The organism is Faecalimonas hominis (genome assembly GCF_054660755.1).
In genome coordinates this window covers 1-834 of sequence record NZ_BAAHSH010000051.1, presented here as the reverse complement: position 1 = coordinate 834, position 834 = coordinate 1, and the positions used below count along the sequence as shown (strand labels likewise).

Below are 834 nucleotides of genomic sequence, written 5' to 3'. Positions count from 1 at the left end.
ATATGAACTTAAAGTCCTACTCAGATACATCTTACCACAACGAGGAATTAAAGTCACTTACTCGTTATCGTTTTGATAAGGTAAAGGAACGGGCAAAACTGAAAAGTTCCGTTTCAAGACTAATCTGTATTCTCTTTCCTGAACTGGAAAAACTCGTTCCTACACTTCATATAGCATCCGTTTATGCTTTGCTTTCTGAATTTCCAAGTGCAGATGCTGTTGCAAATGCACACCTCACACGACTTTCCAACCTGCTCTCTGAGAGTTCTAAGGGCAGATACGGGAAAGATACTGCCGTCATGTTTCGTGACGCTGCAAGAAGTTCCATCGGTTCTCATATGCCTGCCAAGTCTTTGGAACTCAAACATACCATTAAACTCATCCAGGAATTAACGGCTGAGATTGATGAGATCGAAGCAGCCATCAAGCGGATCATGGATGAAGAGATCCAATCGCCAATCCTTACCATCCCTGGCATCAGTTACCGGATGGGTGCAATGATCCTTGCTGAAATCGGAGATTTCAGCCGTTTTGATTCCGCAGATAAGATCCTTGCATATGCAGGAATGTCTCCTTCCACTTATCAATCCGGGCAGTTAGATAACTGTTATTCTCATATGGAGAAACGAGGTTCCAGATACCTCCGGTACGCCCTTTATAATGCCACAAAATATGTCTGTCACTGGGATAAATCTTTTGGTGCATATCTTGAAAAGAAACGCTCGGAAGGCAAGCATTATAATGTCGCATTATCTCATGCCGCTAAGAAGCTTGTGCGCTTAATTTTTGCAATGGAAAAATCAGGAAAAGCATACCTGCCAGTAGCTTAATTTT

1 protein-coding gene is annotated in these 834 nt (G+C 42.3%); it reads left to right on the top strand.

Going from position 1 to position 834, the window contains the following annotated elements:
- Window positions 1-830: IS110 family transposase (locus tag ACYQ35_RS09710; protein ID WP_459832875.1), on the top strand; the 830-nt coding region annotated here is incomplete at its 5' end.
- Window positions 831-834: the final 4 nt, after the last annotated feature.